Raw genomic sequence first — 12,385 nt, 5'->3', positions numbered from 1 at the left:
TTCGATTAACGGGGCGACGGGTTGGTCGGTGCGAGCGCAGCGCTTAAGCGAACTGGCGCAGGAAACGCACATCGCCCTCGAAGAACAGGCGCAGATCGTTGATGCCATAGCGCAGCATCGTCAGGCGCTCCAGGCCGGAGCCGAACGCAAAGCCGATGTAGCGCTCCGGGTCCAGGCCCATGTTGCGCACCACGGTCGGGTGCACCTGGCCGGAACCGGAAATCTCCAGCCATTTGCCGTTGCCGAAGGCCATGTCGATCTCGGCCGACGGCTCGGTGAACGGGAAGTACGACGGGCGGAAGCGCACGTTGATGTCGTCGCGCTCGAAGAACTTGCGCAGGAAGTCGGTGTAGACGCCCTTCAGATCCGCAAAGCTGATGTTGTCGGCAATCCAGAGGCCTTCAACTTGATGGAACATCGGCGAGTGCGTGGCGTCGCTGTCGACGCGGTACGTGCGACCCGGGGCGATGACCTTGATCGGGGGAATACGGTCGAGGTGCTTGTACTTCTCGACGTGCATGCGGGCGTAGCGCACCTGCATCGGGCTGGTGTGCGTGCGCAGCAGCAAGAGCTTGTCTTCGCTGTCACGGCCATCGATGTAGAAGGTGTCCTGCATCGAGCGCGCCGGATGGTTGTCCGGGTTGTTCAGCGCCGTGAAGTTCATCCAGTCGGATTCGATTTCGGGGCCGTCGGCCACATCGAAACCGATCGAACCGAAGATCTTGGCGACGCGCTCCCAGGTGTTCATCACCGGGTGCAGGCTGCCCTCAGCCACGTCGCGGCCGGGCAGCGTCACGTCGATCGCCTCAGCAGCCAGGCGGGCGTTCATGAGCGCATCGGCCAGCGCCTGACGGCGGGCATTCAGCGCTTCTTCAACGCGGCTCTTGGCCTGGTTGATGCGCGCGCCTTCAGTCTTGCGTGTCTCCGGATCGAGCTTGCCGAGGCCCTTGAGCAAGTCGGTCAGCACTCCGGACTTACCGAGAAAGCGCGCCTTCTCGTTTTCCAGCGAGGCGTTGTCCTCCACAGAGGCAAACGCGTTTTGGGCATCGACGACCACTTGGTCCAGATCCAGTGACATGGGAAGGCGAGCGAAAAAATTCGAGTGATTCGGAACGACAGAATAAAAAACGGGGCTCGGTGAGAGCCCCGTCAGGGTGATCAGCCGGCAAAGTTACTGGGCAATTCCAGCAGCCTGCCCGGCCAATCCATCAGGCGACGTTGGCTTTCACCTGGTTCACGATAGCGGCAAAAGCCACCTTGTCGTGAATGGCCATGTCCGACAGCACCTTGCGGTCCAGCTCGATGGACGCCTTCTTCAGGCCGTTCATGAACTTGCTGTAGGTCAGACCATGTTCGCGTGCGCCTGCGTTGATACGTGCAATCCAGAGAGCGCGGAACACGCGCTTCTTGTTGCGACGATCGCGGTAAGCGTACTGGCCAGCACGCATGACCGCCTGCTTGGCGATGCGATAGACGTTATTGCGGCGGCCGCGGTAACCCTTGGCTGCACTGATAACTTTCTTATGACGGGCCCGCGCTGTGACCCCACGTTTTACTCGAGGCATGAAATGCTCCTTTCGTAGTTAGTTAGGGTTAGGCGTACGGCATCATTGCGCGAACGGACTTCAGGTTCGTCTCATGGACGCCCTCGGTACCGCGCAGGTGACGCTTGTTCTTGGTGGTCTTCTTGGTCAGGATGTGACGCTTGAAGGCTTGGCCACGTTTGATCGTGCCACCAGGACGGGCAGTAAAGCGCTTGGAGGCGCTTTTCTTCGTCTTCATCTTCGGCATGGAACAACTCCGCTTTTGACATGAAGCCAGGTGGACGGCTGGCGCCGACACTTTTAAGACCCGGACTCACTTGTTGTATCGCGATGGGTGATGAAGCCCACCGCGGTTTCCGACGTTTCCGTCTGGAACCTGCTCAGCGCAGCCGGAATCGTCCGACCGCCACTGCTATTACTTTTTCTTCTTGGGTGCCAACATCATCACTGCCTGGCGACCTTCCATCTTCGGCATCTGCTCAACCTGGCCGAATTCCTCCAGGTCAGACTTGATACGCTCCAGCACGCGCATGCCGAGCTCCTGGTGAGCCATTTCGCGGCCCCGGAAACGCAAGGTAACCTTTACTCTGTCACCATCTTCCAGGAAGCGCGTCGCGTTGCGCAGCTTGACGCCGTAGTCGTTGTCGTCTGTGCCAGGGCGGAACTTGACTTCCTTCACCTGGATGACCTTCTGCTTAAGCTTGGCTTCGTGAGCCTTCTTCTGCTCCGAATACTTAAACTTGCCATAGTCCATCAGGCGGCAAACGGGCGGCTGCGCAGTCGGCGCGATTTCGACCAAGTCGACGTCTTTTTCTTCTGCCAGACGCAGTGCGTCGAACAGTTTGACGATGCCGAGCGCTTCTCCCTCAACCCCGGTCAGCCGGACTTCCGGTGCGCTGATCTCGCGGTTGATGCGGTGAGATTTCTCAGTAGCGATGTTGATGTCCTCGAAGAATCAAAAAAACAGGCCGTGCCCAGCTCATGACTTGTTGGCGAGATCGTTCTGCAGTCGCTCAACGAACGCCGACAGCGGCATGGAGCCTAGATCGACGTTGCCACGGGCACGCACGGCCACCTGATTTTCATCCCGCTCTTTGTCGCCCACCACAACCTGGTACGGGACCTTCTGAACGGAATGCTCGCGAATTTTATACCCAATCTTCTCATTCCGCAAATCAACAACCGCCCTAAAGCCTTGTTTTTGCAGGGATTGCGCAACGGATTGTGCGTATTCGGCGTGCGAATCGGTGATGCTGAGCACCGCGACCTGTACCGGCGAAAGCCACGTCGGCAGCGCACCGGCGTATTGCTCGATCAAGATACCGATAAAGCGCTCCAGGCTGCCGACGATGGCCCGGTGCAGCATGATCGGACGATGGCGCGCGCCATCTTCGCCGACAAACTCGGCATCCAGACGCTCCGGCAGGTTCGGGTCGACCTGGATCGTGCCGCACTGCCACTGGCGTCCAAGTGCATCTTTCAGCACGTATTCGATCTTCGGGCCATAGAAGGCACCCTCGCCCGGCAGGTATTCGAATTCGCAACCGGAGGCACGCAAGCCGTCTGCCAAGGCAGCTTCGGCGCGATCCCAGCTTTCCTCGGAGCCAATGCGCTTTTCCGGACGCGTCGACAGCTTGTACAGAATCTCGGTAAAGCCGAAATCCTTATAGACCTTCTGTAGCAGCGTCGTGAACGCCGTCACTTCGGCCTGGATCATGTCTTCCGTGCAGAAGATGTGACCATCGTCCTGCGTAAAGCCGCGCACGCGCATGATGCCGTGCAGACCGCCCGAGGGCTCGTTGCGATGGCAGGCGCCGAATTCACCGAAGCGCAGCGGCAGGTCGCGGTAGCTCTTGATGCCCTGCTTGTAGATGAGGATGTGGCCGGGGCAGTTCATCGGCTTGAGCGCGTATTCGCGCTTTTCCGATTCCGTGATGAACATGTTCTCGCGGTACTTGTCCCAGTGGCCGGTTTTTTCCCACAGCGACTTGTCGAGAATCTGCGGCCCCTTGACTTCCTGGTAGCCGTTTTCACGGTACACGCGGCGCATGTACTGCTCGACCTCTTGCCACAGCGTCCAGCCCTTGGGGTGCCAGAACACCATGCCCGGAGCGGTTTCGTCGATGTGGAACAGGTCGAGTTCGCGGCCGAGCTTGCGATGGTCGCGCTTCTCAGCCTCTTCCAGCATGCGCAGGTAGGCTTCCTGGTCTTCCTTCTTGGCCCAGGCCGTGCCATAGATGCGCTGGAGCATCTCATTGTTGTGATCGCCGCGCCAGTAAGCGCCTGCCACCTTCATCAGCTTGAAGACCTTGAGCTTGCCCGTGGATGGCACATGCGGACCACGACACAGATCGACGAAATTGCCTTCGCGGTACAAACCAATCTCTTGGTCTTCCGGAATGGAGGCGATGATCTCGGCCTTGTACTTCTCCCCCATCCCCTCGAACAGCTTGACGGCGTCGTCACGGCCCCAGACTTCGCGCGTGACCTTCTCGTCTTTCTTAGCGAGCTCGGCCATCTTCTTTTCGATGGCGACGAGGTCTTCCGGCGTGAAGGGGCGCTTGTATGCGAAGTCGTAGTAGAAGCCGTTGTCGATGACCGGGCCAATCGTGACCTGCGCTTCCGGATACAGCTCCTTGACGGCGTAAGCCAGCAAGTGAGCGGTCGAGTGGCGGATCACGTCAACGCCGTCGGCGTCCTTGTCGGTGATGATGGCGAGCTTGGCATCGCGGTCGATCGTGTAGCTGGTGTCCACCATCTGGCCATCCACGCGGCCAGCCAGTGCAGCCTTCGCGAGACCGGCGCCGATGCTTTGCGCCACTTCAGCCACCGTCACCGGGCCGGGAAACTCGCGCCGGGAACCGTCCGGCAGGGTGATTGCGATCATGCTTGCTCCTGTGGAGTCACCGTCGCGCTTGTCGTGCGCGCGAAGGCTGTCATTCTGTCGTGCGCCACACCAAGCTGGTGCAGCAGGTTGTCGAATCGATGCTTCGAAGCGCTTTCAGCCTGATCGCCACGCATGACACGAAAACGCGGACGAAAAAAAACGCGGCCAAGGCCGCGTTTTCTTTTGCGCTGACTACCGCTTGGGCAGAGCACAAAGGGCGAAAACCGCACCTTGACTACTGTCGCTCCGAAGCGGTTGTAGTTCGCGGTGCTTGAATCATGTTTTGCCCTTCACTTCAGTTGTACGGGACTAACCCGAGGGATGACGGCTTGGACATCCTACCCGACGCGTCCTGCTAAATGCGTTGGTAGGCTCGATTGGACTCGAACCAACGACCCCCACCATGTCAAGGTGGTGCTCTAACCAGCTGAGCTACGAGCCTGCCGAAGAACAAGACTATACCGTCACTTGCGCCTGGCTGTCAACACCCCTTGCACTTCTTCTATCAAAGTCAGCGCGCGTTGCAGTTGTGTCGCCTCAGCCACCTCGGCGGTGAACTGCATTTTGGCGACACCCTTGCTCGATAGCGTGCGCACGCCGGTCACGTTGATCTTCTCGCGCGAGAGGATTTCCGAGATGTCGCGCAACAGCCCCTGGCGGTCCAGTGCCTCGACCTGAATATCGATCGGATAGACCGAATCGCTGCGCTGGCCCCACTCCGTCTGGATCACGCGGCCCGGCGCGCGGGCAGCCAGCTGCTGGAACGTCGAGCAGCTTTGCCGATGGATCGACACACCGCGCCCGCGCGTAACGAATCCGACGATCGGGTCCGGCGGCGCCGGCTTGCAGCAGCGCGACATCTGCGTGAGCAGCGAATCGACGCCGACCACCAGCACGCCACTCTTGGCGCCTCGCGCGACGCTGGTGGCCTTGCTCTTCTTGGTGATCGACGCCTCATCGTCCACAGGCGCGGGTGGCGGCGCACCGTCAGAGCGCAAGACTGCCTCGACCCGGCGCAGGCTGAGTTCGTCCTTGGCGACAACGGCGTACAAATCATCCGGAGTCTTGAAACCGAGCTTGGCAGCCAAGTCCTCCAGGTTGACTGCAGTCTTGCCTTCACGCTGCAAGGTCTTGTCGATCAGGGCGCGCCCCTGAGCCAGCGTTTCTTCCAGCTCAAGCGCATTGAACCAGGCACGCACCTTCGTCTTGGCGCGGCTGCTTGCCAAATAGCGCAGTTCAGGATTGAGCCAGTCGCGCGACGGCCCGCCCTGCTTCACGGTGACGATCTCGACGGTCTGGCCGTTCTTGAGCGGTGTATTCAGCGGCACCATCGTCCCGTCGACGCGCGCGCCACGGCAACGGTGGCCGAGATCGCTGTGCAGGTAATAGGCGAAGTCGACCGGCGTCGCGCCTTGCGGCAAGGCGATGACGCGTGCCTGCGGCGTCAGCACGTAGATGTGGTCGTCCAGCTCGGTGTGCTTGAGCTGTTCCCATGGCGAATCTTCGTGCGCGACGGTGTGTTCGGCGTCATCCTTCCAAGCCAGCAGCTGACGCAGCCAAGCGATCTTCTCGTCGTAGCGCTCGCTGGCAGAGAACTGGCCCGCGTAGCCCTTGCTGCCGGCCTCCTTGTAGCGCCAGTGCGCGGCGACGCCGTACTCCGCAAAGTGGTGCATCTCGCGCGTGCGGATCTGCACCTCCAGCGCGCGGCCGTCGTCACCGATCACCACCGTGTGCAGCGACATATAGCCGTTGGCCTTGGGACGCGAGATGTAGTCGTCGAACTCCTTCGGGATCGGCTGCCACATGTGGTGCACGAAACCGAGCACGGTGTAGCAATCCTTGATGTCGTCGACGATGACGCGGAAAGCGCGCACGTCGTACAAGTCGGCAAAGTCGAGTTCCTTGCCGCGCATCTTCTTCCAGATGCTGTAGATGTGCTTGGGGCGGCCGCTCACCTCGGCCTGGATGCCCGCGTCATGCAGCGTCTTTTGCAGCTTGGCGATCGCCTCGCCGATGAACTTTTCGCGCTCGATGCGCTTTTCATCGAGCAGGCGGGCGATGCGCTTGTACGTGTCGGGGTCTTCAAAGCGGAAACCGAGGTCTTCGAGCTCCCACTTGAGTTGCCAAATGCCCAGGCGGTTGGCCAGCGGCGCGTAGATGTCGAGCGTCTCGCGCGCGATGCCCTCGGGCGCTGGGCGTTTGGTCTGCGCCAGCCAGCGCAGCGATTGCAACCGCGACGCCAGCCGGATCAGCACCACGCGAATGTCCTGCGCAAAGGCGAGCAGCATTTTGCGCAGCGCCTCGACTTGCGCACGACGTGCTTCCGCTTCGTTCTTGCGCGTGACACCGGCTTCGGTTGGGCTGACCAAGCCGGCAATGGCGCCGATGCGCAGCAGTTGCCGCACGTCGTGCACGAGCTTGACGACCTCGGCGCCAAACGCGGGCTCAAGCGCCTTTTCGTTGTCCATCGCCAACGTCGGCAACAGGAACAGCGCAGCCGCCTGCAGCGACGGCGTATCAACGCGCAGCCCCTCAAGAATGGCGATCGTGCCGCGGGCGTGCGACTCCAGCGTCTCGCCGGTCAGCGTGACTTTGTCTGCGGCGTTGGCGGCCAGATATTCGATCGCCCGTGCGACCTGCTCTGCCGGTGAGGTTGCCACCTGCCCAGCCCCTTCGGCCGGCCGGTCGGTCTTGTGCTCCATGATGCGTCCTGCTTTCGTCTCGCCTGATATGCGCCGAGCTCAGCCCTTCAGCGCGGCCGTCACGACGATTTCGATGCGGTACTTCGGGTTGGCCAGCGCGGCCTCCACCGTGGCGCGCGGCGGCGAGTTCTTGGAATCAGCAGCGACCCACTGGTCCCACACCTTGTTCATCTCGCCAATCTCGGTGATGTCCTTCAGGAAGATCTGACACATCAGGATGCGCGTCTTATCGCTGCCGTTGGCGGCCAGCACGCGGTCGATGATGGCGAGCACCTCGGCGGTCTGCTCGACAATGCCGGCGTCCAGCGTGGTCTCGGGCACTTGGCCGGCGACATAGACGACACCGTTGTAGACGGCGGCGTCGGAATAGCGATGTTCGACGTTGTAACGCTTCAGTTCAGTGCTCATGTTGCAAATCAAATGGGGGGCAAACAAACGGTCATTGACCGAGGAAGAACTTACGGGCGATCGCTACCTGATCCGGCTGGATAAAGGTCGGCGCGTGGCCCACGTCGGGAATCTCTACCGTGTTCACGTGCTGGCCGCGCTGCATCATGGCTTCGACGGTCTCGCGCGTGAGCAGGTCCGATTGCGCACCGCGCACGATCAGCACCTCACCGGGAATCGCTTCGAACAGCTTCCACAGCATGGCCTCGCCAGCGGCGATCATCTCCGGCGTAGTGTTCTTGAAAGGCTCGGCCAGGCGCGGATCATAGTGCAGGATCCACTCGCCGCCCTGCGGCTTGAGGATCGCGGTGTTCAGCTCGCGCCATTGTTCTGGCGTGTGCGGCCCGAATGAGGTGCTGATCGTCTTGAGGTACGCCAGCCCTTCGTCGAAGGTCTTGAAGCGGACGCCCAGCCCAAGATACGCACCAATGCGCGTCAACGACGACTCCGTCACGCGCGGGCCCACATCGTTGAGCAATAGCCTGCGGATCGGCGACTTGGGCAGGCCCGCCAGGCTCATGCCGATCAGCCCGCCCATCGAGGTACCAAACCAATCGACCGATTCCACATTCAGTCGCGCCAACAACGTGACCATGTCGGACACGTACTGCGGAATGACGTAGCCCTTCGGATCCACCAACCAGTCAGAGCGCCCACGGCCGACCACATCCGGGCAGATAACGCGATAGTCATTGCAGAGCGCTTGCGCCAGCACGTCGAAGTCGCGCCCCGTGCGCGAGAGACCATGCACGCAGACCAGCACACGCGGATTCTGCGGATCGCCCCACTCGTGATACGCCATCCGATGCAAGCCGGATGGGCTCAGGCACTGCACGAAGGCAAGGCGCGGCGAAACAGGCATGAACATCTCCTACACGTGAACAACGGCGAGAGAACAAAGCCTGATTGTACGCGGGCGCACAAGCATGCGGCAGTGCAGCAGCCGCGCATGGCCGACAGAAACGAAAAAGCCCCGCTGCAGCTCCATGCAGCGGGGCTTTTTCTGTGCAGGATGCGCTTACTGCGCGACCCAGCCGCCATCCATGTTCCAGGCCACGCCGCGCACCTGCTCGGCGGCGTCACTGCACAGGAACACCGCCAGCGCGCCGAGCTGATCGGGCGTAACGAACTCGCCGGAAGGCTGCTTTTCCATCAGCAGTTCCTTCTTGGCCTGCAGCGCGGGAATGCCTTCCTTCTCAGCGCGCGCGTCGATCTGCTTCTGCACCAGCGGCGTCAGCACCCAGCCCGGGCAGATTGCGTTGGACGTGATGCCCGTCTGCGCCGTTTCCAGCGCCACCGACTTGGTCAAGCCGACGATGCCATGCTTGGCCGCCACATAGGCCGACTTCTGCGCCGACGCCACCAGCCCATGCGCCGACGCGATGTTGATGATGCGGCCCCAGTTTTTCTTCTTCATGCCCGGCACCGCCAACCGTGTGGTGTGGAACGCCGAAGTCAGGTTGATGGCGATGATGGCGTCCCAACGCTCGGTCGGGAAATCCTCCACATTGGCCACGTATTGGATGCCCGCGTTGTTGACGAGGATGTCCACGCCGCCAAACTCAGCGTCGGCATACGCGAACATCGCTTCGATCTCGGCGGGCTTGCTCATGTCGGCGCCGTGGTAGCCGATGCGGATGGCGTTCTTGCCCGCGGCAGCGATCTGCGCCTTGGGTGCGTCCACATCGCCGAAGCCGTTCATGATGATGTTGGCACCCTGCGCGGCCAGCGAGCAGGCGATGCCCAGACCGATCCCGCTGGTCGAGCCCGTAACGAGGGCGGTTTTTCCTTGCAGCATCGTGGTCTCCGAATTACAGCAAATTCACGCCAGTCTTGGCCTGGATCTCTTCGCGCGACACGCCGGGCGCAGTTTCCACCAAGCGCAGACCCTGCTCCGTCACGTCGATCACGCCCAGGTCCGTAATGATGCGGTCGACCACGCCGACGCCCGTCAGCGGCAGTGTGCACTTGGGCAGGATCTTCAGGTCTTCGGTGCCATCCTTCTTCTTGGCAACGTGTTCCATCAGCACGATCACGCGCTTGACGCCGGCCACGAGGTCCATGGCGCCGCCCATGCCTTTGACCATCTTCCCGGGGATCATCCAGTTGGCCAGATCGCCCGTCTCGCTCACCTGCATGGCACCCAGAATCGACAGGTTAATCTTGCCGCCGCGGATCATCGCAAAGCTCTGGTCGCTGCCGAAGATGGCACTGCCGGGCAGCGTCGTCACGGTCTGCTTGCCGGCGTTGATGAGGTCGGCGTCGACTTCGTCTTCCGTCGGGAATGGGCCGATGCCGAGCATGCCGTTTTCGCTCTGCAGCCAGACTTCCTTGTCGCCGGTGTGGTTGGCGACCAGCGTGGGGATGCCGATGCCGAGGTTCACGTAGAAACCGTCTTGCAACTCTTGCGCGGCGCGCGCCGCCATTTGGTCTTGTGTCCAGGCCATGTCGGTCTCCTTAGTTGGCTGCGCGAATGGTGCGTTTTTCGATGCGCTTCTCGGGCGTGGCGTTCAGCACAATGCGATTCACGTAGATGCCGGGCAGATGGATGTCGTCCGGCGCCAGCTCGCCCACCTCCACGATCTTCTCCACCTCGACGATGCAGATCTTGCCCGCCGTTGCCGCGGCCGGATTGAAGTTGCGCGCAGTCAGGTTGAAACGCAGGTTGCCGGATTTGTCCGCCACCGCCGCTTTGACCAGCGACACATCGGGCACCAGCGAGCGCTCCATGACGTACGTTTCGCCGTCAAACTCGCGCAGCTCTTTGCCCTCGGCCACGATCGTGCCGACGCCCGTCTTGGTGAAGAACGCCGGGATGCCCGCGCCGCCCGCACGCAGCTTTTCGGCCAACGTGCCTTGCGGCGTGAATTCCAGCTCGAGCTCCCCCGCCAGATACTGGCGTTCGAACTCCTTGTTCTCGCCCACGTAGGACGAAATCATTTTCTTGATCTGGCGAGTTTCCAGCAGCAGGCCCAGGCCGAAACCATCGACGCCGGCGTTGTTGGAAATACAGGTGAGGTTCTTGACGCCCGAATCGCGCAGTGCGCCGATCAGCGCCTCGGGAATACCGCACAGGCCGAAACCGCCCACGGCGATCGTCTGGCCGTCTTTAACGACGCCCGCGAGCGCCTCGCTGGCGCTGGCGAAGATTTTGTTCATGCGTGCTCCTTCCTTGGTGGTCCAACGAATCCGGCAGGGTTTTGACCGATCACACAGTTGGGGTTTGTGCGATGCAGCGCCGGAAAATAGTAACGATACAATCTGGCGAGAATACGCAAGCGTCACGCAACGCAGCAATACGTACGACTACATAAGGCCCACTCCTAGCCTTCCCTAGCCCTGGACACCCATGACAGCACTTGATTACCAGACCGCGTTCCAGCTTGCCCCGGTCGGCATGGTGATGTCACGTGAGCGCGTGATGGTCGACGTCAACGACGAGGCAGCGCGCATCTTTGGTCACGCACGCACGACCATGATTGGCCAGTCGTTCGAACTGCTCTATCCCACGCATGACGAATACGAACGCACCGGCGCACGCATCGTGCCCATCATGGGCGCGCGCGGCAGCTATTCGGATGAGCGCATCATGAAGCGCGCCAACGGCGAGCTGTTCTGGTGCCACGTGACGGGCCGCGCGCTCGATCGCACCAAGCCGCTGGGTGAAGGCATCTGGACGTTTGAAGACCTTTCCGCGCACCGGCCAGTCACGGCGGCGCTCACACCGCGCGAGCGAGACATCGCAGCGCAGCTGGTGGAAGGCAAGACCAGCAAGCAGATCGGCAAGCAGCTGGAAATCAGCCCGCGCACGGTAGAAATCTATCGCGCGCGGTTGATGAAGAAGTACGCCGCCAACACCTCGCTTGAGCTTGTGCAGCGGCTGATGGGGCATTGAGCCCAACGGCAAGGTCTAGGCGTTACACCATCCCGTCATCGGCGTTGATGATGGCGCCGTTGATGAAATCCGATTGGTCCGACGCCAGCAGCAGGATCAACCCATCCAGATCTTCCGGCTTGCCGACGCGCTTGCGCGGTAGCATCTGCACGAGCTTCTGGCCGGCTTCGGTTTCCCAGTGATGGTGATTGATCTCGGTATCGATATAGCCCGGGCAGATGGCGTTCGTGTTGATGCCCAAACGCCCCCACTCCAGCGCCATGGCCTTGGTCATATGCACCACAGCCGCCTTGCTCATGCAATACACGCCGATCTGCGACAGCACCTTCAGCCCCGCCACCGAAGCGATATTGATGATGCGCGATTGCGGCAGCGGCGAACCGTTCTTCTCCGCGCCCTTGGCCCGCGCAATCATGCGCTTGGCGGTTTCCTGCGCAACGAAAAAGGCGCCACGCGTGTTGGTATCGAAGATGAAATCGAAGTCATCGGGCGTGACGTCCACCATGCGCTGCGTGGTCGAAACGCCCGAGTTGTTGACCAGGATATCGATCGTGCCGGCTTCCGTTTCAGCATGGGCGATGGCAGAGCGGATGCTGTCCGGGTCCGTTACGTCCAGCCGCACGACGTGAGCGCTGCCGCCCTTCGATTCGATGTCGGCGCGCAATTCCTTCAAGCGCTCGACACGGCGCGAGGCCAGCACGACCTTGGCGCCGGCCGCCGCGAGCGTATGCGCGAACCGCGCGCCCAGGCCGCTGGAAGCGCCCGTGATCAGCGCGACCTTGCCTTCCAGATTGATCGACAAGCCCATGATGCGTGTTCCCCGTATGTTGGTTTGACAGGCACCGGATCGCTAGTGAGCGGCCCGGGCACGTGATTTCGGCGCAGCTTAGCAAAAAATCGAACGATCGTT

At 61.4% G+C, this 12,385-nt stretch carries 13 protein-coding genes and 1 tRNA gene; 1 reads left to right on the top strand and 13 read right to left on the bottom strand.

What is annotated here, in order from left to right:
- Positions 1–43: 43 nt before the first annotated feature.
- The 12 genes from pheS to ACN9M1_RS06545 form a co-directional block, all read right to left on the bottom strand.
- Positions 44–1,078 (bottom strand): phenylalanine--tRNA ligase subunit alpha, encoded by a 1,035-nt coding sequence (gene pheS / locus ACN9M1_RS06600; RefSeq protein ID WP_311528905.1) that lies wholly within the window; start codon positions 1,076–1,078, stop codon positions 44–46.
- A 130-nt stretch (positions 1,079–1,208) separates the two neighbouring features.
- Positions 1,209–1,565, bottom strand: coding sequence for a 50S ribosomal protein L20 (rplT, locus tag ACN9M1_RS06595; RefSeq protein ID WP_012762124.1), 357 nt, complete (start codon positions 1,563–1,565; stop codon positions 1,209–1,211).
- A 28-nt stretch (positions 1,566–1,593) separates the two neighbouring features.
- Complete coding sequence (gene rpmI, locus ACN9M1_RS06590; protein ID WP_004636003.1) at positions 1,594–1,791, bottom strand: 50S ribosomal protein L35; 198 nt, start codon at positions 1,789–1,791, stop codon at positions 1,594–1,596.
- Between the two features lie 168 nt (positions 1,792–1,959).
- Entirely contained in the window at positions 1,960–2,481 is a 522-nt protein-coding gene (gene infC / locus ACN9M1_RS06585) for a translation initiation factor IF-3 (RefSeq protein WP_426398815.1), read from the bottom strand.
- 42 nt (positions 2,482–2,523) lie between these two features.
- The gene (gene thrS / locus ACN9M1_RS06580) at positions 2,524–4,431 is read right to left on the bottom strand and encodes a threonine--tRNA ligase (protein WP_426398411.1); all 1,908 of its coding nucleotides are present in this window, start codon (positions 4,429–4,431) and stop codon (positions 2,524–2,526) included.
- 365 nt (positions 4,432–4,796) lie between these two features.
- Positions 4,797–4,873 (bottom strand) — tRNA-Val (locus tag ACN9M1_RS06575).
- 22 nt (positions 4,874–4,895) lie between these two features.
- Positions 4,896–7,133: a RelA/SpoT family protein gene (locus ACN9M1_RS06570; protein ID WP_426398409.1), complete on the bottom strand. Its 2,238-nt coding sequence runs from the start codon at positions 7,131–7,133 to the stop codon at positions 4,896–4,898.
- A gap of 39 nt (positions 7,134–7,172) precedes the next feature.
- Positions 7,173–7,541, bottom strand: coding sequence for a RidA family protein (locus ACN9M1_RS06565; protein ID WP_426398407.1), 369 nt, complete (start codon positions 7,539–7,541; stop codon positions 7,173–7,175).
- Positions 7,542–7,572: 31 nt separating this feature from the next.
- Positions 7,573–8,442: an alpha/beta fold hydrolase gene (locus tag ACN9M1_RS06560; protein WP_426398405.1), complete on the bottom strand. Its 870-nt coding sequence runs from the start codon at positions 8,440–8,442 to the stop codon at positions 7,573–7,575.
- Between the two features lie 156 nt (positions 8,443–8,598).
- Positions 8,599–9,378 carry a 3-hydroxybutyrate dehydrogenase gene (locus tag ACN9M1_RS06555; protein WP_426398403.1) on the bottom strand — a complete coding sequence of 260 codons (780 nt, stop codon included), beginning with the start codon at positions 9,376–9,378 and terminating at the stop codon, positions 8,599–8,601.
- Between the two features lie 13 nt (positions 9,379–9,391).
- Complete coding sequence (locus ACN9M1_RS06550; RefSeq protein WP_426398402.1) at positions 9,392–10,027, bottom strand: 3-oxoacid CoA-transferase subunit B; 636 nt, start codon at positions 10,025–10,027, stop codon at positions 9,392–9,394.
- 10 nt (positions 10,028–10,037) lie between these two features.
- Positions 10,038–10,739, bottom strand: coding sequence for a CoA transferase subunit A (locus ACN9M1_RS06545; RefSeq protein WP_426398400.1), 702 nt, complete (start codon positions 10,737–10,739; stop codon positions 10,038–10,040).
- A gap of 190 nt (positions 10,740–10,929) precedes the next feature.
- On the opposite strand from ACN9M1_RS06545, the gene ACN9M1_RS06540 reads away from it, so the two are divergent.
- Positions 10,930–11,475 carry a LuxR C-terminal-related transcriptional regulator gene (locus tag ACN9M1_RS06540; RefSeq protein ID WP_426398399.1) on the top strand — a complete coding sequence of 182 codons (546 nt, stop codon included), beginning with the start codon at positions 10,930–10,932 and terminating at the stop codon, positions 11,473–11,475.
- A gap of 22 nt (positions 11,476–11,497) precedes the next feature.
- Here ACN9M1_RS06540 and ACN9M1_RS06535 read toward each other — a convergent pair whose 3' ends face one another.
- The gene (locus ACN9M1_RS06535) at positions 11,498–12,283 is read right to left on the bottom strand and encodes an SDR family oxidoreductase (RefSeq protein ID WP_426398397.1); all 786 of its coding nucleotides are present in this window, start codon (positions 12,281–12,283) and stop codon (positions 11,498–11,500) included.
- Positions 12,284–12,385: the final 102 nt, after the last annotated feature.

This window comes from Ralstonia sp. R-29 (assembly GCF_049913345.1).
Taxonomy (GTDB): domain Bacteria; phylum Pseudomonadota; class Gammaproteobacteria; order Burkholderiales; family Burkholderiaceae; genus Ralstonia.
This window is presented reverse-complemented; position numbering and strand designations above follow the sequence as displayed.